The organism is Vibrio sp. TRT 1302, from assembly GCF_050113875.1.
Classification (GTDB): Bacteria; Pseudomonadota; Gammaproteobacteria; order Enterobacterales; family Vibrionaceae; genus Vibrio.
This window is the reverse complement of record NZ_JBNJOF010000006.1, coordinates 50,680-73,925: the sequence shown is the minus strand read 5'-3', so window position 1 is coordinate 73,925 and position 23,246 is coordinate 50,680. Positions and strand designations below refer to the sequence as shown.

At 45.6% G+C, this 23,246-nt stretch carries 18 protein-coding genes; 9 read left to right on the top strand and 9 right to left on the bottom strand.

The window, feature by feature from the left end; translation table 11 throughout:
* Positions 1–151: 151 nt before the first annotated feature.
* From ACQEXP_RS10510 to hrpB, 3 genes are all read right to left on the bottom strand, one after another.
* Positions 152–2,440 carry a patatin-like phospholipase family protein gene (locus ACQEXP_RS10510; RefSeq protein ID WP_426969765.1) on the bottom strand — a complete coding sequence of 763 codons (2,289 nt, stop codon included), beginning with the start codon at positions 2,438–2,440 and terminating at the stop codon, positions 152–154.
* An 86-nt stretch (positions 2,441–2,526) separates the two neighbouring features.
* Positions 2,527–4,902 (bottom strand): penicillin-binding protein 1B, encoded by a 2,376-nt coding sequence (mrcB, locus tag ACQEXP_RS10505; RefSeq protein WP_426969763.1) that lies wholly within the window; start codon positions 4,900–4,902, stop codon positions 2,527–2,529.
* Positions 4,899–7,352 (bottom strand): ATP-dependent helicase HrpB, encoded by a 2,454-nt coding sequence (gene hrpB / locus ACQEXP_RS10500; protein WP_426969761.1) that lies wholly within the window; start codon positions 7,350–7,352, stop codon positions 4,899–4,901. Before hrpB ends, mrcB begins: the two co-directional genes overlap by 4 nt.
* A gap of 54 nt (positions 7,353–7,406) precedes the next feature.
* On the opposite strand from hrpB, the gene sfsA reads away from it, so the two are divergent.
* The 7 genes from sfsA (at position 7,407) to panC (ending at position 13,337) form a co-directional block, all read left to right on the top strand.
* Positions 7,407–8,120, top strand: a complete 714-nt coding sequence (gene sfsA, locus ACQEXP_RS10495; protein WP_269377451.1) for a DNA/RNA nuclease SfsA — start codon at positions 7,407–7,409, stop codon at positions 8,118–8,120.
* Between the two features lie 139 nt (positions 8,121–8,259).
* Entirely contained in the window at positions 8,260–8,706 is a 447-nt protein-coding gene (gene dksA / locus ACQEXP_RS10490; protein WP_006878271.1) for an RNA polymerase-binding protein DksA, read from the top strand.
* Between the two features lie 77 nt (positions 8,707–8,783).
* A complete protein-coding gene (gene gluQRS, locus ACQEXP_RS10485) occupies positions 8,784–9,674 on the top strand; it encodes a tRNA glutamyl-Q(34) synthetase GluQRS (protein WP_426969759.1) in 891 nt (296 codons plus the stop codon).
* 81 nt (positions 9,675–9,755) lie between these two features.
* Complete coding sequence (pcnB, locus tag ACQEXP_RS10480; protein ID WP_269377453.1) at positions 9,756–11,117, top strand: polynucleotide adenylyltransferase PcnB; 1,362 nt, start codon at positions 9,756–9,758, stop codon at positions 11,115–11,117.
* Between the two features lie 2 nt (positions 11,118–11,119).
* The gene (gene folK, locus ACQEXP_RS10475) at positions 11,120–11,605 is read left to right on the top strand and encodes a 2-amino-4-hydroxy-6-hydroxymethyldihydropteridine diphosphokinase (RefSeq protein ID WP_269377454.1); all 486 of its coding nucleotides are present in this window, start codon (positions 11,120–11,122) and stop codon (positions 11,603–11,605) included.
* A 22-nt stretch (positions 11,606–11,627) separates the two neighbouring features.
* Positions 11,628–12,422, top strand: a complete 795-nt coding sequence (gene panB / locus ACQEXP_RS10470; RefSeq protein WP_426969757.1) for a 3-methyl-2-oxobutanoate hydroxymethyltransferase — start codon at positions 11,628–11,630, stop codon at positions 12,420–12,422.
* 12 nt (positions 12,423–12,434) lie between these two features.
* Complete coding sequence (gene panC / locus ACQEXP_RS10465; protein WP_269377455.1) at positions 12,435–13,337, top strand: pantoate--beta-alanine ligase; 903 nt, start codon at positions 12,435–12,437, stop codon at positions 13,335–13,337.
* 62 nt (positions 13,338–13,399) lie between these two features.
* Here the strand turns inward: panC and ACQEXP_RS10460 are convergent, their stop codons facing one another.
* From ACQEXP_RS10460 to ACQEXP_RS10450, 3 genes are all read right to left on the bottom strand, one after another.
* Positions 13,400–14,170: an ABC transporter permease gene (locus tag ACQEXP_RS10460; RefSeq protein WP_269377456.1), complete on the bottom strand. Its 771-nt coding sequence runs from the start codon at positions 14,168–14,170 to the stop codon at positions 13,400–13,402.
* A 1-nt stretch (position 14,171) separates the two neighbouring features.
* Positions 14,172–15,089, bottom strand: coding sequence for an ABC transporter ATP-binding protein (locus tag ACQEXP_RS10455; RefSeq protein WP_426969756.1), 918 nt, complete (start codon positions 15,087–15,089; stop codon positions 14,172–14,174).
* Between the two features lie 172 nt (positions 15,090–15,261).
* Positions 15,262–16,932, bottom strand: a complete 1,671-nt coding sequence (locus ACQEXP_RS10450) for a SulP family inorganic anion transporter (RefSeq protein ID WP_269377458.1) — start codon at positions 16,930–16,932, stop codon at positions 15,262–15,264.
* A 397-nt stretch (positions 16,933–17,329) separates the two neighbouring features.
* Between ACQEXP_RS10450 and can the strand changes: the two genes are divergently transcribed.
* Positions 17,330–17,998 (top strand): carbonate dehydratase, encoded by a 669-nt coding sequence (can, locus tag ACQEXP_RS10445; protein WP_269377459.1) that lies wholly within the window; start codon positions 17,330–17,332, stop codon positions 17,996–17,998.
* 65 nt (positions 17,999–18,063) lie between these two features.
* Here the strand turns inward: can and hpt are convergent, their stop codons facing one another.
* Entirely contained in the window at positions 18,064–18,594 is a 531-nt protein-coding gene (gene hpt / locus ACQEXP_RS10440) for a hypoxanthine phosphoribosyltransferase (RefSeq protein WP_269377460.1), read from the bottom strand.
* A 317-nt stretch (positions 18,595–18,911) separates the two neighbouring features.
* Between hpt and ACQEXP_RS10435 the strand changes: the two genes are divergently transcribed.
* A complete protein-coding gene (locus ACQEXP_RS10435) occupies positions 18,912–19,532 on the top strand; it encodes a LuxR/HapR/OpaR family quorum-sensing transcriptional regulator (protein WP_426969753.1) in 621 nt (206 codons plus the stop codon).
* Between the two features lie 123 nt (positions 19,533–19,655).
* Here ACQEXP_RS10435 and lpdA read toward each other — a convergent pair whose 3' ends face one another.
* Together lpdA and aceF are read right to left on the bottom strand one after the other, a co-directional pair.
* Positions 19,656–21,083: a dihydrolipoyl dehydrogenase gene (gene lpdA / locus ACQEXP_RS10430; RefSeq protein ID WP_138973118.1), complete on the bottom strand. Its 1,428-nt coding sequence runs from the start codon at positions 21,081–21,083 to the stop codon at positions 19,656–19,658.
* A 265-nt stretch (positions 21,084–21,348) separates the two neighbouring features.
* Positions 21,349–23,235 carry a pyruvate dehydrogenase complex dihydrolipoyllysine-residue acetyltransferase gene (gene aceF / locus ACQEXP_RS10425; protein WP_426969752.1) on the bottom strand — a complete coding sequence of 629 codons (1,887 nt, stop codon included), beginning with the start codon at positions 23,233–23,235 and terminating at the stop codon, positions 21,349–21,351.
* Positions 23,236–23,246: the final 11 nt, after the last annotated feature.

Here is a 23,246-nt window from a genome sequence, read left to right as displayed (position 1 = left end):
GGCGGTAGAATAGCAAATTTAACCTTAAATTAAAATCTCATCATTTTGACCAACATAGCAACTTAAGACTAAAGTTCTATGATTTTCACTGGTCAATCCCGCCTATTCCCATACTTTGAGAATGGCGAAAATGGACATATAAACAGCAAAACTACTTAAAGGTAGTACCGATAATTAGGTAGTATGAATCATAGTTATTTTCGGTACGCCCGTAACCAAACATAACCGGCCCAATCGGTGAGTCAACCCCTGCAAATACAGAACCTGCGGTATACAAAGGTGCTTCGTTGATTTCGATATCAGGATCAGACCAAACCCCACCATACTCAAGCGATGCACCGACATAAAACGGGGAGCTAAACAGCCCAAAGTCGTTATCAAACCAACGATAACGATAGACTAGGCTACCAAAGACCTTATTCTGCCCAATGAGGCTATTTCTAGGAATACCTGACAGGTTCAAAAACCCGCCAATTTCCTGTGGGTCAATAGGTACAGATGAATTTTTGCTCTCGACGAAACCAAGGTCGACATTTGCGACCAAAGTATGGCGATAAAAAGTATGGGCGGCGATTATTCTCGCCCCAATTTCATAGGAAGTATCTTCGTCGGTCTGCTCATCAACCAAAACCGTGTTGCTGATACTTTGATCGTGAGAGACAAGATAATTAAGATCCAGATAAAGTCCTGAACGAGGAAGACTGAAGTTATCCAGTGTATCGATACGGTAGTTCGCAAAGGCTCCGAGGCGCTGGAATGTAACGTCACCAAGGCTAGGTAAGGTCGAAAGCTCGCCTTTTCCATCCGTAAATCTTGCCCCTATCATAAAACGTCGCCACAAGGTGTCCTGATAACCTAATGCCCACTGAGCAACCCACTCAGTGTAGGCAATTGGGGCATAGTTTTTTGTTGCATCAAGGCTGGTGTCATCGAAACCGGTGACAGGCGCGTTGCGAGTCTCATTACTGTAGGTTAACGCCAAGGTGGTGAAGGTTTTCTGGCTAGAGAAAAATGGTGAATAGAGCTCTGCTTCTATCAGTTTATCTGTACCGATTTCAAAATTGGTACGTAACTCTGCGCCATGGGAGTTGAGGTCAGTAAAATTCGTCGACACACCAATGGAATACTGGCTATCGGTTGAAAAGTCATCTTCAAGGAAAAAACGGAAGTTTACGTAATTTGGTCCCCAAGACTTCTCATCAACATCAACGATCAGGGCATCTTGCCCATCGACTTCATCGTAGCGATAAGTCACTAGTTCAAAACGGTCTAAAGCGTAAAGATCTTGGATACTTTTCTCTACCTGATTCAAGGTGTACTGCTTACCTGCTTCAAGCTCAAGACGGTTTTCAAGAAGGGTGTCTGTATAGTGGGTGTGATTGTTGATGACCACTTTTTCAACGGTAATTTCATCACCATATCGCAGTTCACGTCGGACATTCTGTTTCTGTTCAATATAGTGTTGGTAGTCTGCCGTGGATAAGCTCAGTTTCTGCAACTCAGCTTTCCTTGCCATCGTTGCCTGATAACCTTTTTCAAATGCCTGCGGCATTTTATCAAACTCAGTGGTTTCCATATCGCCAACATCTGGCTGCAAGAAAAAGTCTTTGTCTGTCAGTAATTCAGCCTGACGAGCAGTCGTACTGCGAACTAAATAGTTGGAGAGTTGGTCTGCCACCGTTAGGAACGTGGTGAAGTCTTCTTCATTTTTGTATTCCGTACCAATATCAACCGCGATAACAACATCAGCCCCCAAGTCACGTGCAACGTCCACTGGCATATTGTTCGTCACGCCACCATCCACCAACATCTGACCATTGAGTTGGTAAGGAGGCAGTGCGCCGGGAACCGACATACTGGCCATCATGGCATCGACCAGATAGCCCTGACTGAGCACAACTGGTTTCAGTTCAATAATATCTGTCGCGACAGAACGGTAGGGAATGGCGAGATCATCAAAAGAAGCAAACGGAGGTAAATTGCCCGTCGTTTCACGGAGCAATTTCAGCATTCCCTGCCCCTGCACGATCCCACGACTAGCTCGAACTTCCCCCCAGCGTAAGCCAAGGTCGGTGGTTAACTGATATCTGTCTTCGTATTCCTTGTCTTGTACTTTTCGCTGACTGCGGTCGACTCGATCTCGATAACCACTGTTCCAGTCAACGGTATCAATGAAAGACTCGATTTCATCGGCACTCATACCGGTCGCATACAAGCCCCCGACGTAAGAACCCATACTGGTGCCAGTGATCACATCAACAGGCACCCTTAGTTCTTCAAGCGCTTTTAGCACACCAATATGCGCTGCGCCTTTCGCGCCTCCACCGGCTAAAACAACTGCTACTTTTGGCCGCGTATCAGGTTGCGGCTCTGTCTGTGCTATCGCATTAAAGGCAACGCTTCCAAACAAGCATAATAGGAGGCCTGCTAATTTTTTCACGATACAAATCCCTTTCTACAGTCGTTCTAACGTTTATACTGACAGACTTAATCAGCGTAAAGTACTAATATTCAACACCATGCGTGTTACCAACTAAATAGTTTCTTTAACCATTGTTTAGGCTGGCTATCACACTGCTGCTTCATTGCGCCATTGATGTCCCACACTGGCAATGTAAACTCGTTTCCACAATCCAAATCCAGACTACCCTGAGCCGTTTTGGCAAAACCAAGCGTACTGATTCCCTGAGGCCAAGGTAGGGTTAACTTTTCAGGAATACGGTGCTCTAGGTACTCAGCGTATACTCGCAACGCACCACTTGAACCAGTTAACTTCGTCGGTTTGTTGTCATCTCGGCCTAACCAAATCGTGGTCACTTCTCGCCCATCGACGCCGACAAACCAACTGTCCCGAGTATCGTTACTGGTTCCGGTTTTTCCTGCTAACGCCGCCCAGCCAAACTGGCTGTTGAGATGACGCCCAGTTCCTTCCAAGACGCCTCGCTTCATTGCGTATGTCGTTAACCACGCGGCCTGCTGGTCAACGGTTTGTGACACTTTAGGTAATGACTGGTACAGCACATTCCCTTCCAAATCGATCACGGACCGCAAGGCTGACAACTGAGCTTGTTTTCCTGAATTCGTCAGCGTTTGGTACATCTGAGCAACTTGAAAAGGCGTTAATGTAAATGAACCAAGAAACATCGACGGAACCGGACGAATTTCATTCTTGTCTACGCCAAGTTTTTCCAACGTGTTAACCACATTGGCAATACCAACCTGCATCCCTAGCTCGACCGTAGGTACATTGAGCGACTTAGCTAAAGCGATATACAAAGGCACATCACCACGGAACTGACGGTCATAATTTCTAGGCGACCAGACATCACCTTTACTGCCTTTCAAGCTAATCGGTTTATCGTGCAGCGTCGTGGCGAGATTGTATTTCTCTGGTTGTTCCAAAGCCGTGAGGTAAACCGCAGGCTTGGCTAATGAACCAATTTGGCGGCTGGCATTCAGAGCTCGGTTGAAACCATCGTAACCGGTTCGTTTCCCTCCGACCATGGCTCGTATTTCCCCAGTGTGCCTGTCGACCGCGACAGCCGCGCCTTCAAGGGATTTACCCGCCACATCAGCAAGTTGCGGAATTTTCTTTGCGATTGCTCGTTCAAGTTCTTGCTGAGAAACAGGATCCAATGACGTGAATACACGTAAACCGACATCTGACTGAAATGCATCCCCTGCCTTCTGTTCTAGTTCAATCTTCAACTGCTGGAAATAGGCGGGTTGGCGGCTAGCAATTTTAGGATTGTCCTGAATATCAAGGGGGCGACTTGCCGCCATATCATACTGTTCTGCCGTGAGAATATTTTGCTGCATCATCAGGCGTAACACTAAGTCTCGACGCTCTTTGGCACGCTCAGGAAAGCGCACCGGATTGTAGTAAGAGGGACCTTTTACCATACCCACCAGCAGAGCAAGCTGGTCAATGCGCAGCTCTTGGATCGGCTGACCAAAGTAAAGTCGCGAAGCAAGACCAAAGCCATGAATCGCTTCGCCGCCACTTTGACCGAGATAAACCTCGTTCAGATACGCCTCTAGTATGCGATCTTTGCTGTAACGATAATCCAGAATCAAAGCAATGTAGGCTTCTCGAACTTTGCGCCATAAGGTTCGATCGCTGGATAGAAAAATATTCTTGGCCAACTGCTGAGTCAGGGTACTGCCACCTTGCACAGTCCTGCCCGCCTTTACGTTAGCAACCATCGCTCGTGCAATCGCAACCGGCGAAACGCCATCATGTTGGTAAAAGTTGCGATCTTCTGTGACGAGTAGAGCATCAACCATGACTTCTGGGAACTGGTCTCGACGCAAAAACAGCCGCTGTTCATCGTGATTTTTCTCCAACATACCAAGCATTTTCGGCTCAATACGTAAGTAGCCTAAATCGCCTTCCTTTTCTAATGATTGAATTCGCTCTAGCTGGCTTGAAGAGAAATGGAGCATCACATGACGATCAGGCTCTGGACCATCACTAAATTCAAATGGTCGACGAATCACTTCGATTTTTGTCGAAGAAGAAGAGTACTCGCCAGGGTAACGAGGTTGGCGAACTTTGCGGTAATTGAGCACATCTAACTCATTGCGCACTTCTTGAATCGTAATATCTTCGCCCGGAGCCAAGTTAAGGATTCGCGCATAAACCACCGTAGGCAAATCAAATAATTGCCCTTCAAAGCGTTGTTTCACCACACTATCTAGATAGATACCAACAAACAGCAACAAAGCGAAGCCAGCTAAGCCGACCTTCCAGCTAATGCCCCACAATGTCTTCAGCCACCTACGTTGGGGCGGCTTACTGGGCTTACGCTGAGGCGATTTCGAGCTTCGTTTACCAGTTGGCTTCTTGGCGGTTGTGGATGTTTTTGCCTTACTGGTCGTGGTGGTATTTTTCTTGGTCATGAGTTCAATTGTCGTTTTGTTTTCGTTGTCGCTACATGGTTAGCGGGATCATCAGGCCAAACGTGTTTTGGGTAGCGACCTTTCATCTCTTTTTGCACTTCGATATAAGCACCCGCCCAAAAGCTAGCAAGATCTCTGGTCACTTGCAGAGGTCGTTGTGCCGGAGAGAGTAGTTCCAAGACTAAGCGCTTCCTGCCCTGTGCTATTTCTGGAGAAGCCTGTTCACCAAATACTTCTTGCATTCGGACTGATAACACGGGCTCCTGACCTTGCTGATAGCGAATTTTTTTCTTGCTGCCTGTCGGTAACTGGTAATGCGTGGGTAGCCATTTATCAATGTCTTGGTTCAGTGGCCAACCTAAATACGCCAATAACGCCGCTTCTAATTCGACTTTGCTTAGCGCTTTAACCGATCCAATCCCATTGAGATAGGGTTCTAGCCACTGCTCTAAATTGTCTAACAGTGCGTCGTCTGTTAACTCGGGCCACGCTTGCTCTGGTATCCATTCTTGCCCACAACGCACTCTTTCCAGTAACTCAAGGCTGTGTGGCGTCCAATTTAATACCGAAAGACCGTTACGACGAATGAAATTAAGTAAAGCTTGCGTCATTTTTTCGCGAGGTGGTTCAGGCAACGCTTTTCTCTCTACCACTAAGCGACCAAGTTTACGCTGTTGTTCAGCAATAAGTCGCCCTTTCTGCTCATCCCAGTCAACAACCTCCTGATCAACAAACAGATCGGGAAAGAGATTGTGTAAAACAAGCATATCCAGTTCGGCAGCAGAATAAATCATTGAAGAGTCAGACTGGCTGCGCATCAGGTCAATAACCACCAAATACTCACTTGCAGCAAGCTTTTCTACCTCTTGCAATTCAGCACCATGTCCATTGGCGAGAATAAATCGTCCCTGCTGATGACTTCTCGCTTGGGCGATTCGGTCAGGAAAGGCTGTGGCCAACAAAGGAGCCACCAGTGACTCATCAAGCGCCGCGAGTTCAAACCGACACCCAATTCTATTGGCAAGCGTATTCGCACGCTGTAGAACCACTTTCTGTCGGCTATGGCGTCCTTCTTTTAAGCGATGAACACTATGCATAAAGTTAATCGTGTTTCGCTCAGCGTCTTCCAGCAGTGCGACGACAGCAATTGCTGTCGCCTGCGAATGCTCGGCTCGGGCAATAAGACTTGCCATTCTCGGATCTAGTCCTAATTTTGCAGCCAGTGAGCCTGATTCCGTCAGTTGACCTTTTTCATCCAATAAGTTGAGCTGACACAATAACCCTTTTGCCTGACTGATTGCGCTAAAAGGCGGAACATCCAGCCAACTTAATTCGTCTGGGTTCTGGGTTCCCCACTGAGCCAACTCTAAAACTAAGTTTGATAAGTCTGAATGAAGAATCTCGGCTTGAGGAACGTAGGGCTGTTGCGCGAGTTGAGCTTCGCTGTAAAGGCGTACACAAATACCCGATTCGATACGCCCTGCACGTCCTGCTCTCTGCTCTGACGAAGATTGGGAAATACGAACTTGCTGGAGCCTTGTAACACCGCTTTTCAAATCAAATTTGGCTACTCGCTCCAACCCTGAATCGACCACCAATCTGATCCCTTCGATTGTCAGGGAGGTTTCAGCAATATTGGTCGCCAACACCACTTTTCTTTTGCCTTGTTGGCAAGGTTCGATAGCGGCTTGCTGCTGTGCAAAATCTAACTGGCCATATAATGGGCAAACCTGAATATCGTCGGTGAGGTTATGCAAACGCTCTTCAACTCGTTTGATGGCAGAAACCCCCGGTAAAAACGCAAGTAAAGAGCCCGTTTCTTTCGCCATAAGAGAGGTAATCTGTTTGACCATCAGATCCTCGAGTCGCTCATTTGGTTTCGCTGGCTGATAGCGATACTCAACAGGGTAGCTTCGCCCATGAGATTCAATATAGGTCGCAAGAGGAAGCAATTGACTTAGCGCATTTTGGTCTAATGTTGCAGACATCACGACCAGTTTAAGATCTTCACGCAGTGCTTCCTGAATTTCTAAACAGAAAGCCAGCGCAGTATCTGCATGGATACTGCGCTCATGGAACTCATCAAAAATAATCAAATCGATTCCCGTTAACTCAGGATCCGATTGAATCATTCGCGTCAGAATCCCTTCCGTCACCACTTCTAACTGAGTATTCGCACTCGTTTTGTTCTCGCCTCGAACACGATAACCCACACGTTGCCCCACACTTTCACCCAATTGGTTCGCCAAATAACGGGCAATATTGCGTGCGGCAAGCCGTCTTGGTTCCAACATGACAATTTTTCCTTCCACCGTCCGTTCGAGAAGCAGTTGCAAAGGAAAATAGGTCGATTTGCCGGCTCCTGGAGCAGCTTTAAGGATCAATTGCGAGTTTGAGCGAATACCAGAGAGTATATCTGGCATCACGCCTTGAATAGGCAGTTGTGACAATGGGAAGGCCTTATGGTGTAATGATGCAAATATTGTACATAAATCCAGTTGTAAATGAAGTTTGAACCTATACTTGAGCCTGCTGTCCTCATTAGGCGCTATAAACGCTTTTTAGCGGATATCACTTTACCTGATGGTAGTGAACGAACCATTCACTGCGCCAACACTGGCGCTATGACGGGGTGCGCCACTGCGGGAAATAAAGTTTGGTACTCGACCTCAGACAATCCTAAACGCAAGTACCCAAATAGTTGGGAGTTAAGTGAGACGGAAGCAGGTCATCGCATCTGCATTAATACCGCTCGCGCTAACCAATTAGCAGTCGAAGCGATAAAGTCTGGGGTGATAACTGAACTCCAAGAGTACGACCAACTTCAAACTGAAGTAAAATATGGCAATGAAAATAGCCGGATTGATATCTTGCTCAACGCCGAAAATAAACCAAAATGCTATATAGAGGTAAAAAGCGTCACCTTATTGGATGAGGACAAACTAGGCCAAGGCTATTTCCCTGATGCAGTGACCACTAGAGGTCAAAAACATTTGAGAGAGCTGGCTCAGATGGCTCAAAATGGAAGCAGAGCTGTACTTTTATTCGCTGTTTTACATTCAGGTATTGAAAAAGTATCTCCTGCCCACCATATAGACGCCGACTATTCACAATTACTTAAATATGCACAAGAACAAGGGGTGGAAATCCTGTGCTATAAAGCACAACTTTCACACCATGAGATAAAGCTGGTTAAGGCACTAGATTTCAGCCATTAACAAGCAAAAGTGATGTAACCTTCACATTGACAGTAAGTTTACTCACCAGTATTTGCCTCAAAAGATTCTTTTTGCTATAGATACCCGCCTTAAAATAAACTGCGAGCGCAGTTGACTAGGTGTTAGTAGGAGATGCTGCATGCCAGAATCAAAGAAAAAAGCGCTAGGCATCCTAGCCATTGCAGGGGTTGAGCCATACCAAGAGAAAGCAGGTGAAGAATACATGTCACCTGAGCAGATGGCTCATTTTACAAAAATTCTGTCCGCTTGGCGCAACCAGCTCAGGGAAGAAGTTGATCGCACTGTACACCACATGCAGGATGAAGCAGCAAACTTTCCAGATCCAGTTGACCGCGCGTCTCAGGAAGAAGAGTTCAGTTTAGAACTACGCAACCGTGATCGTGAGCGTCGTCTAATCAAGAAAATTGAAAAAACTCTTAATAAGATTGAAGAAGATGATTTTGGCTTCTGTGAATCTTGTGGCGTTGAAATCGGTATCCGCCGTTTAGAAGCACGCCCAACGGCTGACCTTTGTATTGACTGTAAAACTCTTGCAGAAATCAAAGAGAAGCAAATGCAAGGCTAATTATGGCTTTGTTATGACTACTGAAGGGAGCCTTGGCTCCCTTTTTGGTTTGTGATACCTATCAGCGCAATAATACTATGAGTTACATCGGTCGCTTCGCCCCATCCCCTTCAGGACCTCTTCATTTTGGTTCACTGATCGCTGCGCTTGGCAGTTACTTTCAAGCAAAATCTAACCAAGGTAAATGGCTAGTTCGAATTGAAGATTTAGATCCCCCACGCGAAATGCCGGGCGCGAGCCGCCTGATTTTGGAAACACTGGAGGCGTATCATCTTCACTGGGATGGAGAGGTCGTTTACCAAAGTCAACGTCATTCACTTTACCAACAACAGATTGATAGTTGGTTAGACTCTGGCCAAGCGTATTTTTGCCACTGCACACGCAAGCAAATTAAAGAATTAGGTGGCTTTTACACCGGTACTTGCCGCGATCTTAAACTCACTAACGATGGACAATGTGCCGTTCGTCTGCGAATGTCTCATCCCGTGTATCAGTTTGAAGATAGACGCCACGGTATACTCAGCATTCCAACCGCTCTGGCAGATGAAGATTTTATTATAAAGCGACGAGATGGCTTATTTGCGTACAACCTTGCGGTAGTATTAGATGATATTGACCAAGGGGTGACGGAAGTCGTCAGAGGGGCAGATCTGATTGAGCCAACAGGAAGGCAAATCAGCTTATATCAAATGCTTGATGCTAAACCAGTAAACTATTTGCATCTGCCTTTAGCGCTTGATAATAATGGACAAAAATTGTCCAAACAAAATCATGCGAAAGCCATTGATAACCAGAATCCTAAGCCAGCACTCATCGATGCTATGACATTCTTAGGGTTTGATATTGATGAGGAAATTAGTACTGCGAGTTTAGATGAAATCATCCTTTGGGGGATAGAGAATTGGCACTTATCGCAACTGCCTTCATCGACTGAGATCACACCAATATTCTCAAACCGCTCGCTGTAAGCTATTATTAGCCGCAAATTCGCCCCTTATGGGCCTAAGAAATTAAACTCAAGCAAGGTTGGCTTGACCAATTATTGCCATATGCACATGAATAAAAACGATTATACACCCGGCGAAACAGGAAAATTTTCTGAGCTCGCTCTAAATATTATTACTCGCCAAGAGCACAATATCTCGCGCAAACAGATCAGTGATAATGCATTGAAGGTGCTATACCGTCTTCATGGTGCAGGCTTCGACGCATATCTTGTCGGAGGCGGTGTTCGAGACTTGCTGCTTTCTCAGCAGCCGAAAGATTTCGACATCGCGACCAATGCAACCCCTGAACAAATCAGACAGCTTTTTAAAAACTGCCGTCTCATTGGCCGCCGTTTCCGCCTAGCGCATATTATGTTTGGTCGCGACATTATCGAAGTGGCGACCTTCCGAGGCCACCACCAAGAACCAAGTAAAAACGTTTCTCAGCAATCAAAAGAAGGCATGCTTTTGCGTGACAACGTCTATGGCACCATAGATGAAGATGCTGAACGTCGCGACTTTACCGTCAACGCAATGTATTACAACATCGGCGATTACTCTATCCACGACTACGCACGTGGTATCGAAGATTTAGAGGATAAACTCATTCGCCTGATTGGTGATCCTGATACCCGTTACCGCGAAGATCCAGTGCGTATGCTGCGTGCGATCAGATTCGCGGTAAAACTGGACTTCGATATTGAAGAAGACACCGCGGCTCCGATAGAAGAACTAGCAACATTACTGCAAGAGATCCCTGCTGCCCGACTCTATGAAGAGTCCCTTAAAATGCTTCAGTCTGGCCATGGCCTAGAAACTTATCACCTGATGCGTGAATACAACCTTTTCCAACAGCTTTTCCCGACCATTGCTGAGTTCTTCACTGAAGATTACTCATCGCAAACTGAGCAAATGCTGGATCTCGTGCTCGATTCTACTGATCAGCGTATCGAAGAAGGTAAACGCATCAACCCTGCATTTATGTTTGCAGCCATGCTGTGGTATCCACTGCAAGAGAAAGCCAAACAGCTGATGGAAAAGCGCAATCTCTCGTTCTACGACGCGATAATGGAAGCAAGCAACTTTGTACTTGATGATCAAGTTCGAACAATTGCGATCCCACGCCGCCACACCGCGACTATCCGCGAAATTTGGCAGCTCCAGCTACGTATGCCACGCCGTAATGGCAAACGCGCATTCCGTCTAATGGAACTTAACAAGTTCCGTGCAGGCTACGACTTCCTCGAAATGCGAGGTGAAGTGGAGCAAGGTGAAACCGCACAGTTAGCCAAATGGTGGGAAACGTTCCAGAACGCGGGTCGCAATATGCGCCAAGCCATGGTTGCAGATCTTGACGCCTCCGTCGAAGGTCAACCTAAACAGCGCCGCCGTAAGAACTACCGCAAGAAGAAGCCTAAGGCATAACAATGATCACTGTTTTTATCGCAGTAGGCAGTAATCTTAGTGATCCTGTCTCTCAAGCTAATGCGGCAATTGATGCCTTAAAACAACTCCCTAAGTCCGAGTTTATCCAAACCTCATCGCTGTACAGCAGTACACCGATGGGACCTCAGGATCAACCTGACTACATCAACGCAGTTGTCGAAATTAAAACCGAATTAACGCCTCTTGAACTACTTGATTGCACACAAACAATTGAACTAGAGCAAGGGCGTGTCCGTAAAGAAGAACGCTGGGGCCCAAGAACCTTAGATCTCGATTTGATTCTTTATGGCAATGAGGTGATTGATTCCGAGCGTTTGGTCGTTCCTCATTATGGAATGAAAGAGCGTGAATTCGTGCTCTACCCGCTCGCAGAAATCGCACCAAATTTAACCCTCCCATGTGGGACCAGACTGGAAGACTTACTTAAAGTCGTTGAGCAAAACGGTCTGCGTATTTGGCAATCATAGCCAACTCCTGTAAGGAACAATCATGAAAAAAATTACTATTAGCGACTTGATGAAATGGAAGCAAGAAGGTCGTAAATTTGCCACTTCTACCGCTTACGATGCGAGCTTTGGTCAGTTATTTGAAAGCCAAGAGATGCCGGTGCTGCTAGTCGGAGACTCACTAGGAATGGTTTTACAAGGCACTCGTGACACACTACCAGTGACTGTCGATGATATTGCCTACCACACGCGCTGTGTGCGTGCTGGCAGCCCAAACTGCCTACTAATGGCTGATATGCCATTTATGAGCTATGCAACGCCTGAACAGGCTTGTGAGAGCGCAGCTGCTTTAATGCGTGCTGGCGCCAATATGGTCAAAATTGAAGGTGGCGACTGGCTAGTCGACACAGTGAAAACACTAACAGAGCGTGCCGTTCCTGTATGTGCACACCTCGGCCTGACACCACAGTCAGTCAACATCTTTGGTGGCTTCAAAGTTCAGGGACGTGAGCAAGACAAAGCGGATCGCATGGTACGTGACGCACTTGCACTACAAGAAGCAGGAGCTCAAATCATCCTGCTTGAGTGTGTACCGCAAGAACTTGCAGCGCGCATTACCGAAGTGTGTGAAGTGCCAGTGATCGGCATCGGTGCGGGTAATGTGACTGACGGCCAGATCTTAGTGATGCACGATATGTTCGGCATTTCAGCTAACTACATGCCAAAATTCTCGAAAAACTTCCTTGCTGAAACGGGTGATATGCGCAGCGCTGTCGCGAAGTACAAGCAAGATGTTGAAAGCGGTGCCTTCCCTGACGAAGCACATACAATCGCCTAAGGAATGATAGCCATGCAAACTTTTGCTGAAATTTCCGCTCTGCGTGAGCAAATCAAACAGCACAAACGTGATGGCCGCAAAGTTGCGTTTGTACCAACTATGGGCAACCTCCATGAAGGTCACCTTACGTTAGTCCGTAAGGCGCGCGAAAATGCGGACATCGTTGTTGTTAGCATCTTCGTAAACCCAATGCAGTTTGATCGTGCTGACGACCTCAACAACTATCCACGCACGTTAGATGATGACTTAAGCAAGTTAACGACTGAAGGCGTTGATTTGGTCTTTACCCCGACTCCAGAGATTATCTATCCACTGGGAATTGAGAATCAGACCACTGTTGAAGTTCCTGTGCTGTCTAATATTCTTGAAGGTGCGTCTCGTCCAGGGCATTTCCGTGGCGTTGCGACCGTTGTAACCAAGTTGTTCAATATCGTCCAACCTGACGTTGCTTGTTTTGGTGAAAAAGACTTCCAGCAACTCGCCATTATTCGCAAAATGACGGAAGACTTGGCTCTGGATATCGAAATCATTGGCGTACCAACCGTTCGTGAAATGGATGGACTGGCAATGAGCTCACGCAATGGCTTACTCACAATTGACGAACGCCAACGAGCCCCTGTTCTGGCACGCACGATGCGTTGGATCAGTAGCGCCATTCGTGGTGGCCGAGATGACTACGCGTCTGTGATTGAAGATGCCAGCGATCAGTTACGCGCTGCCGGGCTACACCCAGATGAAATCTTCATCCGCGACGCCCGTACACTTCAAGTGGTATCCGCTGAAACCACGCAGATCGTTATCTTGATGTCTGCGTTCTTAGGTAAAGCACGCCTGATTGATAATCAAGTGGTGGAAATCTCAGTTGAGAGCAAAGAAGAAGATCCGTCTGAATCGACTTCAAGCTCGGCGGAATAACTGAATCTTCCCCAAAAAAAAGGGTTGGCAGTTAAGCCAACCCTTTTTTGTTATCTTACTCTTTAGCTTCTCAAGCCAATTCCTCGTGTCACTAGATAATGTGCAACGCCGTATAGCAATACGACAAAAACACCAAGGACACTGAATGAAGTGACTATGCCAACATCAGAGACACCGAGAAAGCCATAACGGAATGCGTTTACCATGTAGACGATTGGGTTGATCTTCGACACACCCTGCCAAAATTCTGGTAGCAAGCTGATTGAGTAAAACACACCACCAAGATAGGTCAGTGGAGTCAACACAAAGGTTGGGATGATCGAGATATCATCGAAGGTTTTAGCATAGACCGCATTGATCAAACCACCCAATGCAAATACTACTGAGGTCATAAATACCGTTGCAATGATAATGCCCCAGTGATCAACTTGGAGATCAACAAAGAACAATGACACAAAAGTAACGATCGTACCAACCAATAAACCACGCACGACCCCGCCCATCACAAAGCCTAAAATGATCACATAATTTGGTACTGGCGCGACCAACAACTCTTCTATATTCCTCTGAAACTTCGCGCTAAAGAAAGAGGACGCAACGTTAGAGTACGAGTTGGTAATCACCGACATCATGATCAATCCCGGGACGATATATTCCATATAACTGAAACCATTCATTTCACCAATTCGCGAACCAATTAGGCTACCGAAAATGATGAAGTACAAGGTCATCGTAATGGCTGGTGGCACCAGTGTTTGTACCCAGATACGCGTAAAACGGTTAACCTCTTTAGTCAGTAGGCTACAAAACGCTGTCCAATATAAACGATACATATTATTGGCTCCCCTCTAGTACAATACTGACAAACAATTCTTCAAGGCGATTGGCTTTGTTACGCATCGACAACACCTTAATACCCTGCTCCGATAGCTGAGAAAATATGCCGTTCAATCCCTGAGTTTTCTCTATTTCGATCTCTAACGAATCATTAGAAAAAATCTGACTCTTCACCCCATGCAACTCTGGTTGTGCCGAGCCTTCTTCAAGATCAAGAATAAATGTCTCCACATCCAGTTTGCTTAGTAGCGCCTTCATTGTTGTGTTTTCGATCAGTTCACCTTTATTGATGATCCCAATGTTACGACACAACATTTCTGCTTCTTCTAGATAGTGAGTCGTTAGAATGATAGTGATCCCCTGCTCTTGATTGATTTCTTTCAGGAACTCCCACATTGAACGGCGTAGCTCAATATCGACACCCGCAGTAGGTTCATCCAGAATCAATAGCTGAGGTTCGTGCATAAGCGCCCTAGCGATCATTAAACGTCGCTTCATCCCGCCAGACAAATTTCGTGAACGTTCGCTACGTTTTTCCCACAGATCGAGCTTAGATAAATACTTTTTTGCTCTCTCTTTGGCTACGGATTTTGACACACCATAGTAACCAGCCTGCTGAAGCACTATCTGTTCAACGGTTTCAAACTGATTAAAATTGAATTCTTGTGGCACAAGACCGAGGTGCTGCTTGGCGAGCTCAAGATCTTTATCAATATCAAAGCCAAACACTTTTACCTGACCAGAACTCTTATTAACCAATGATGATATGACTCCGATCGTGGTCGATTTTCCGGCACCATTTGGACCGAGTAAGGCGTAAAAATCACCTTTTTTGACATTTAAGCTAATGCCTTTTAGCGCTTCAAGTCCCCCCGCGTAAGTCTTGCGGAGCTGCTCAATTTCTAATGCATACATAAGTTACGACTGCCATTGCTTTGCGTATTCGAAATTCAGTTTATCGTTGAATGACGATGATTACAATTAAACCTTTCGAATATTTTGGAAATAAGATTTGCCTAACTTAACCACAAATAAAAACGCCACCGAACAAGGTCGGTGGCGCTTTTTCTACTCTAAAGCATCAGACTTATATCGCTTCGTCCTGATGCTCATCACTTCCCACATGCTTCACTGCGGCTTTTAATGCTTCATAGCGGAATTTATACGTGTTCCCTTCTGGCACTAAGTCAATGACGTGGAATTTATCCAATTGTTGACGTGTCTGTTCATTCGGGCATAGCAAGTAAACCTGACAGTTGGCATCCAATGCATCCTTGATAGCGTTTTCCAGTGCCAGTCCCACCGTAACATCAATCATAGGCACATCGGTCAAGTCTAGGATCATGACTTCATAATCAGAAATGCTGCTATGTTGACGCGAAATTGCCTTAGATACACTGAAAATCATCGGTCCAGACAAGTAGAAAAAGAGAACCTTACCATTCGCTTTATCCAACAAACCTCGTTCACTGTCAGTTAAAGGCACATCATCTTCATCTGCATCACTGATGGCTTTCACTTGTCTTGCTTGCTCACGGCTTAAACGCTCAATAATAATAATATTGGAAATAAATACACCCAGTCCAACAGCTGCAATCAAGTCAACGAATACAGTCAGCAGCATAACACCATACATGATCGCCATACCAGAAAAACTGACTTTGTGCGCGCGTTGGATAAAACTCCAATCTAGGATATTGAAGCCAACATAGACCGCGATACCGGCTAGCACCGCCATTGGGATCGGCTCAGTCAAACCACCCGCGACAAGAACCACCAGTGCCAACACCAGAGCACGAATCACACCAGATAACGGAGAGCGTGCACCAACTTGGATGTTGGTTACCGTTCCCATTGTTGCCCCTGCACCAGGCAGGGCGCCAAACAGACCTGAGATCATGTTTGCCAAACCTTGGCCACGGAGCTCTTTATCTGAGTCGTGTTCTTTACGCGTTAAGGAATCACCAATGACCGCTGTTAGCAATGTGTCAATACAGCCTAAAGTACCCAGCACTAAGGCATCGATCACCATCTCAGTAAACATCGCCGGATCAATCTGAGGGATCACCAAAGAAGGCAGTCCTGCTGGGATCTCGCCAATGCGACGAATGGCATCGGTATCAAATAGAATGACGGAAAGTAAGGTCACAACGATCAGAGCGACTAACTGAGCTGGAACATACTTACGATAATGTTTAGGAAAGAAGAACAGAATTGCTAGGGTTAGCAAACCAAGAAACAGCTCACTAAATCTCATGTTAGCGACCGTTTCTGGCAACGCAGAAAGCGTGCCCATGACGCCACCGGATGGAGCGGCATGACCGAGCAATGGAGAGAGCTGGAGAATAATTAATATAACGCCAATTCCCGACATAAAGCCGGAGATCACGCTATATGGCATCAAAGTGACGTATTTTCCAAGCTTCAACGTACCAAGTAAAATTTGGAAAGCACCTGCCATCATGACAACAGTAAAAGTCATTGCCATACCGGTTTCTGGGTACTTCGCCACCATACTGGTGAGTACCGCCGTCATGATAACCGTCATAGGACCGGTAGGCTCAGAGATCAGCGTGTTTGATCCACCAAACAAGGCCGCAAATAAACCGACCATGATGGCTCCCCAAAGGCCAGCCTCCGCACCAGCTCCTGAAGCGACACCGAAAGCAAGTGCTAACGGTAAAGAAATAATGGCAGTTGTCACACCACCAAACAAATCCCCTCTGAGATTTATATCTTCAAAACGATTCGCGAACACAACTTTGCTCCATGCTTATTACTCAACATTACCCACAGACACCCTCGATGGTGACGCCACTGTGGTTATGTATTGGCATTACAACGTTTTACTCTAAAGTCATATCAATCCATGCTAGTTCTTAGACAGCATAACCTTAGAATTTGTAGGCAAAAATGACGCTAAATGCTGCGAAATAGCGCTATTTACATCATGTTATCAAATGTTATCGAGTAGAGATAAGTGTTAATCACATCCTATAACTCATACTTTATAACCATTTGTTAGGATAACGACTAAGTTTATGATTTTTGGCGCTCAAACACGTCAGATGAGTACCTTTTTGGCCAATTTAACTAGGAAGGAAATTGTAACATTGTGTATAGTGGTGCAAGTATATTTTAAAGGTTGTGAAGAAATGCCGGAAATTAAACAGCTATTTGAAAACAATTCCAAATGGTCAGAATCGATTAAAGCAGAACGTCCCGAGTACTTTGCGAAGTTAGAAGAAGGCCAAAGCCCAGGCTTTCTTTGGATTGGTTGCTCAGATAGTCGCGTACCCGCAGAGCGTCTTACCGGACTTTACTCGGGGGAGTTGTTTGTTCACCGAAATGTCGCCAATCAGGTAATACATACCGACCTTAACTGCCTCTCTGTCGTCCAATACGCAGTCGATGTGCTCAAAGTTAAGCATATTATCGTTTGTGGTCACTACGGCTGTGGTGGTGTTAATGCCGCCATTGATAATCCACAACTCGGTCTGATCAACAACTGGTTACTGCATATTCGAGATCTCTACTTCAAGCACCGTAATTATTTAGATGCCATGCCTGTAGATAAGCGTGCTGACAAACTGGGCGAAATCAATGTCGCGGAGCAGGTTTATAATCTGGGCAACTCAACTATCTTGCAAAACGCTTGGGAGCGTGGACAAGAAGTCGAAATTCATGGCGTGGTCTATGGTATCGGTGATGGCAAACTCGAGTATTTAGGGGTTCGCTCCAGCTCTCGGGAGTCTGTAGATACTTCATACCAGAAAGCAATGGAATCGATTCTGAACCCAGAACACCATTTACTCTGTCGCTAAGCACAACCAAAAACGCCCGCTATTGAATGCGGGCGTTTGCTTTTTGTCACTTCAAAGAGTTTTACTTACTCTTGAGGTACAACTTTGCCAATGTATGGCAGGTGACGGTATTTCTGTGCATAGTCGATACCAACACCAACAACAAATTCGTCAGGTATTTCAAAACCAATCCACTTCACATCCACGTCAACTTCACGACGAGATGGCTTGTCTAGTAGAGTACAGATTTCGATTGATTTAGGCTCACGAAGACTCAAAATCTCCTTAACCTTATTTAGCGTATTACCTGTATCAATAATGTCTTCTACAAGCAGAACATCCTTACCTTTGATGTCGTCATCAAGATCTTTAAGGATGCGAACATCACGTGAACTTTCCATCGTGTTGCCATAACTAGAAGCGGTCATAAAATCAACTTGATGAGTAAGCTCAATCGAACGAGCCAGATCCGCCATAAATACGAATGATCCGCGTAGCAAACCAACCATGACTAGATCTTCACTACCTTTGTAGTGCTCAGTAATCTGCTTACCTAACTCTTTTACTCGCTCGCTGACTTCTTGCTCAGAAATCATTACTTCTACTGTATGTTTCATACCAATCTCGTTTTTCACGTTCTCTGTACCTGGTCAATGAATAACCACTTACGTACAGTCTGATGCTTTAAGGCCGTAGTTTAGCACTAGCCAGCATCAAGGAAAAACGTTTGCCTAAAATAATGACCGATAAATTTAATGTTTCAGGTTGATCCTTAGCACGATATTAACAAAAGTGATTATAAAATAAGCAGAAATCGTTGACCTGACACATATGCACCATTACACTCATAGAGCGTCATGCAATTTATAAAATACTAAAATAGGGCACAGCCCAGACAATTATATTAACAACTCATTTGGCAAGGAAATTAACTATGGACTCTATAGCTAAAAGACCCCGTACACGTCTATCACCGCAAAAACGAAAGCAGCAATTAATGGAAATCGCTCTCGAAGTGTTTGCCCGTCGTGGCATCGGGCGTGGTGGTCACGCTGATATTGCTGAAATTGCACAAGTCTCTGTCGCTACCGTTTTTAACTATTTCCCTACTCGCGAAGATCTTGTTGATGATGTACTTAACTACGTAGTACGTCAGTTCTCAAACTTCCTCTCAGACAATATCGATTTGGATATCCACGCGAAGGAAAACTTAAACAATCTAACAAACAATATGGTTGATTTGGTGGTTAATGACTGCCATTGGCTAAAAGTTTGGTTTGAGTGGAGCGCATCGACTCGTGATGAAGTGTGGCCACTGTTTGTGACGACCAACCGTACTAACCAGCTATTAGTACAAAATATGTTTGTTAAAGCGATCGAACGTGGTGAAGTGTGTGACCAGCATGAACCAGCACATCTGGCTACGTTATTCCACGGAATCTTCTATTCACTGTTTGTTCAAGCCAACCGAATTCAAGATGAAGTGGTTATGTCTCGATTGACACAAAGCTACCTTGATATGCTGTGCATCTACAAGCATGCTGAAAATGCATAATTTTTACGAGTAAATGTTAAAGGCCTACCCTTTGTTGAGTAGGCCTTTTTTCTGTCTGAGCGAAATCGAACAATAAAAAAACCGCTGATGAATCAGCGGTTTTTTAGCGTCTCTACGAAAAAATTACTTTTTCTTTTTCGCTTTAGGGTTTGGTAGGTCAGTGATAGTACCTTCAAACACTTCCGCTGCTAGACCCACAGACTCGTGTAGAGTTGGGTGAGCATGGATAGTTAGAGCGATATCTTCTGCATCACAACCCATCTCGATAGCTAGACCGATTTCACCTAGTAGTTCACCACCGTTAGTACCAACGATAGCACCACCAATTACACGGTGCGTGTCTTTATCGAAGATCAGCTTAGTCATACCATCAGAACAGTCTGAAGCGATCGCACGACCAGATGCTGCCCATGGGAATGTCGCTGTTTCGTAGTTAATGCCTTCCGCTTTCGCTTCTTTCTCAGTCTTACCAACCCACGCCACTTCTGGCTCAGTGTAAGCAATTGAAGGAATAACTTTAGGGTCGAAGTAGTGTTTCTTACCAGAAATAACTTCTGCTGCAACGTGACCTTCATGCACACCTTTGTGAGCAAGCATTGGTTGACCAACAATGTCACCGATCGCGAAGATATGAGGAACGTTAGTGCGCATCTGCTTATCAACTTTGATGAAGCCACGCTCGTCAATTTCTAGACCCGCTTTCTCACCATCGATCAATAGACCATTTGGAACACGACCGATAGCAACAAGAACAGCATCGTAACGCTCAGCTTCTGCTGGCGCTTTCTTACCTTCCATTGAAACGTAGATACCGTCTTCTTTCGCTTCAACTGCTGTCACTTTCGTTTCTAGCATTAGGTTGAACTTGTTCTTCACTCGCTTGGTGTAAACTTTAACGATGTCTTTATCTGCCGCTGGGATAACTTGGTCGAACATCTCTACGACGTCTACCTTAGAGCCAAGAGACTGGTATACCGTACCCATTTCTAGACCGATGATACCACCACCCATGATCAGTAGTTTTCCTGGTACTTCTTTCAGCTCTAGAGCGTCCGTTGAATCCCAGATACGTGGATCTTCGTGTGGAATGAATGGCAGTTTGATAGGACGAGAGCCTGCTGCGATGATAGCGTTGTCAAAAGTAACCGTTGTTGACTCGCCTTCACCTTCTACAAGAATAGTGTTAGGACCAGTGAACTTACCGTAACCATTAACAATGTTAACTTTACGCATCTTAGCCATACCGCCAAGACCACCAGTAAGTTGGTTTACAACTTTCTCTTTCCAGATACGGATTTTGTTGATATCTGTTTGTGGCTCACCGAAAACGACGCCGTGTTCAGCCATCGCTTTAGCTTCTTCAATTACTTTTGAAACGTGTAGAAGCGCCTTAGATGGGATACAACCAACATTCAGACATACACCACCTAGGGTGTTGTAACGCTCGATAAGTACAGTTTCAAGACCTAAATCTGCACAACGGAATGCAGCTGAGTAACCAGCAGGACCAGAACCAAGTACAACAACTTGGGCTTTAATTTCTTTGCTCATTGTGACCTCTTGTAGTCATTATCCCTAACAGGCTGAGTGGGTATTGATTTATATGTTCAAGTCGATTTGTTTTAAACAGTTATTTTCAGACCGCCAACAGTTTACAGAGATGTTAATGGAGTGAAAAGTAAATCAATTTAGCCTGTGAGCTAGACAACAATTCGATGGGTAAAACCTTATTGAATCTAAGGTCTGCTATCAAATTGTCTGGTAGTTATTATTAGCAGAGGCGGCTTAGTTGCCGCCTCTTAATCGTCTATCTGAATTAAAGAACTAGACGACGGATATCTGATAGTGCGCCATTTAGGAACGTAATGAAACGTGCACCTTCAGCACCATCGATCACACGGTGGTCGTATGATAGAGATAGTGGAAGTTGTAGACGCGGTTCAAATTCTTTACCGTTCCAAACTGGTTTAATTTCAGATTTAGATACACCTAGGATACCAACTTCTGGCGCGTTAACGATTGGAGTAAACGCAGTACCACCAATACCACCAAGGCTTGAAATCGTGAAACAGCCACCCTGCATATCTGCTGCAGTAAGCTTACCAGCACGTGCTTTCTTAGAAACTACCATTAGTTCTTCAGATAGCTCGTAAATGCCTTTCTTGTTCACGTCTTTAAATACAGGAACAACTAGGCCGTTTGGCGTATCTACCGCGATACCGATGTTCACGTATTTCTTCAGAATTAGGCTTTCACCATCTTCTGATAGAGACGAGTTGAACGCTGGGAACGCTTCAAGTGCTTTAGCTGCCGCTTTCATGATGAACACTAGTGGAGTGATCTTCATGCCAGAGTCTTTCTTCGCTTCAATCGCGTTCTGCTCTTTACGGAATGCTTCTAGCTCAGTGATGTCTGCATTATCCCACTGTGTAACGTGAGGGATCATTACCCAGTTACGGTGTAGGTTCGCACCAGAGATCTTCTTGATACGTGATAGAGGTTGAACCTCTGTCTCACCAAACTTACTGAAGTCAACTTTTGGCCATGGTAGTAGACCAAGAGCCGCACCGTCCCCTTTGCCAGATGCTGCTGCACCTGCGCCAGACTCAAGACGCTTAAGCGCTTCTTTAACGTAAGACTGAACGTCTTCTTTCAGGATACGGCTCTTACGACCAGTACCTTTAACCTTAGATAGGTTAACGCCAAATTCACGAGCTAGGCGACGAACAACTGGAGACGCATGTGCGTACTCGTTGTTTTCTTGGAAATCGCCAGCTGCTGGAGCTGATGCCGCTGGTGCTTCTGCTTTAGGAGCTGCCGCTGCAGGTGCTGCTGCTTGTGCTGGAGCTGCTACAGGTGCAGGCGCTGCGCCCGCCACTTCGAATACCATGATGAGTGAGCCAGTAGACACTTTGTCGCCAGCTGCAATCTTGATTTCTTTAACCGTACCCGCGAATGGTGCAGGAACTTCCATTGAAGCTTTGTCGCCTTCAACAGTGATGAGCGATTGCTCTTCTTCCACTGTATCGCCAACTGCGACCATGATTTCAGTCACTTCTACTTCGTCGCCACCAATATCAGGAACGTTCACTTCTTTTGCTGCAGATGCTGCTGGAGCGGCTGCCACTGGAGCTTCTACTGCTGCTGGTGCCGCTGATGGAGCGCCAGCTGTTTCGAATACCATGATTAGAGAGCCAGTCGATACTTTATCGCCAGCTGCTACTTTGATCTCTTTTAGAGTACCTGCAAATGGTGCTGGAACTTCCATAGAAGCTTTGTCGCCTTCAACGGTAAGAAGAGATTGCTCTTCTTCAACGCTGTCGCCAACTGCAACCATAATTTCAGTCACTTCTACTTCGTCGCCACCGATATCCGGTACGAAAACTTCTTTCAGTTCTGCCGCTGCTGCTGGAGCTGGAGCTGCTACTGGAGCCGCTTCTGCCGCAGGAGCAGGTGCAGCTTCAGCTGCACCCTCGGCTTCGAAAATCATGATTAGAGAACCAGTAGAAACCTTGTCGCCTTCTGCGATTTTGATTTCTTTAACGATACCTGCTTGAGATGCAGGAACTTCCATAGAAGCTTTATCGCCTTCAACTGTGATCAGAGACTGCTCTTCTTCAACCTTGTCGCCAACGCTTACAAGAATCTCAGTAACTTCAACCTCATCCGCACCGATGTCTGGTACATTAATTTCGATTGCCATTTCTTATCTAC

Coding starts and splice junctions, on each gene's coding strand:
- mrcB (WP_426969763.1), bottom strand. CDS start 4,902: ATGACCAAGAAAAATACCACCACGACCAGTAAGGCAAAAACATCCACA.
- sfsA (WP_269377451.1), top strand. CDS start 7,407: ATGAAGTTTGAACCTATACTTGAGCCTGCTGTCCTCATTAGGCGCTAT.
- dksA (WP_006878271.1), top strand. CDS start 8,260: ATGCCAGAATCAAAGAAAAAAGCGCTAGGCATCCTAGCCATTGCAGGG.
- gluQRS (WP_426969759.1), top strand. CDS start 8,784: ATGAGTTACATCGGTCGCTTCGCCCCATCCCCTTCAGGACCTCTTCAT.
- pcnB (WP_269377453.1), top strand. CDS start 9,756: ATGCACATGAATAAAAACGATTATACACCCGGCGAAACAGGAAAATTT.
- folK (WP_269377454.1), top strand. CDS start 11,120: ATGATCACTGTTTTTATCGCAGTAGGCAGTAATCTTAGTGATCCTGTC.
- panB (WP_426969757.1), top strand. CDS start 11,628: ATGAAAAAAATTACTATTAGCGACTTGATGAAATGGAAGCAAGAAGGT.
- panC (WP_269377455.1), top strand. CDS start 12,435: ATGCAAACTTTTGCTGAAATTTCCGCTCTGCGTGAGCAAATCAAACAG.
- ACQEXP_RS10460 (WP_269377456.1), bottom strand. CDS start 14,170: ATGTATCGTTTATATTGGACAGCGTTTTGTAGCCTACTGACTAAAGAG.
- ACQEXP_RS10455 (WP_426969756.1), bottom strand. CDS start 15,089: ATGTATGCATTAGAAATTGAGCAGCTCCGCAAGACTTACGCGGGGGGA.
- can (WP_269377459.1), top strand. CDS start 17,330: ATGCCGGAAATTAAACAGCTATTTGAAAACAATTCCAAATGGTCAGAA.
- hpt (WP_269377460.1), bottom strand. CDS start 18,594: ATGAAACATACAGTAGAAGTAATGATTTCTGAGCAAGAAGTCAGCGAG.
- ACQEXP_RS10435 (WP_426969753.1), top strand. CDS start 18,912: ATGGACTCTATAGCTAAAAGACCCCGTACACGTCTATCACCGCAAAAA.
- lpdA (WP_138973118.1), bottom strand. CDS start 21,083: ATGAGCAAAGAAATTAAAGCCCAAGTTGTTGTACTTGGTTCTGGTCCT.
- aceF (WP_426969752.1), bottom strand. CDS start 23,235: ATGGCAATCGAAATTAATGTACCAGACATCGGTGCGGATGAGGTTGAA.